The organism is Paenibacillus tritici (assembly GCF_013204885.1).
Taxonomy (GTDB): Bacteria; Bacillota; Bacilli; order Paenibacillales; family Paenibacillaceae; genus Paenibacillus_AQ; species Paenibacillus_AQ tritici.
This window is the reverse complement of sequence record NZ_JABMKX010000046.1, coordinates 1-571: the sequence shown is the minus strand read 5'-3', so window position 1 is coordinate 571 and position 571 is coordinate 1. Positions and strand designations below refer to the sequence as shown.

1 protein-coding gene is annotated in these 571 nt (G+C 53.6%); it reads right to left on the bottom strand.

Translation table 11 applies throughout. The features are described 5' to 3' along the window. Window positions 1-20: 20 nt before the first annotated feature. Window positions 21-571 (bottom strand): transposase (locus tag HQN87_RS31975; RefSeq protein WP_173141381.1); only part of this gene is annotated, 551 nt, incomplete at its 5' end.

Sequence of the window (571 nt, the reverse complement as noted above, 5' to 3'; positions counted from 1 at the left end):
GCAGAGCAGCGATTCTCCCGTTATTGGAGGATCGCTGCTCTGCGTTTTTGGTCATTGGCGGCTTGCTTCAGCAGATTATGAGCAAGGGAAAGCCATCCGACCTCAAGCGTCACTTTCTCCACGCCGCGAAGCAGAAATCGCCGGAACCCCCGGTTGTTCTTCAGTTGTCCGAATACACTTTCCGGCTCCGTCATTCGGCGTACCGCTAAGGCGTAGCCCTCTTCACTCCGTAGAATTTCCCGTGCCTGGTTCTGGTATCGCAGCCGTTCCAGACTGACGACCACCTCCCGATTTCCTGCCGCTTTCGTACAGCGCTCCTTTAGAGGGCAGCCTTCACAGGAGCTGCTTCGGTAATGCCGTCTGCGAATTTCATAGCCACTCTCTAGGGTCTCCTTGCTTTCCCTGTGGAAATGCAGCCTGTTCCCAGCTGGGCACGTCCAGTGATCCTCAGCTGTATCGTATGTCCAGTTTTCGATTTTACCAACATTCGCTTTCCAGGCTTTAGTCTTTTCCTTGTGGTAGCTGCTGTACTTCACCACCGCCTGTATCTCTTTCTTTTCCAGATAGGCGT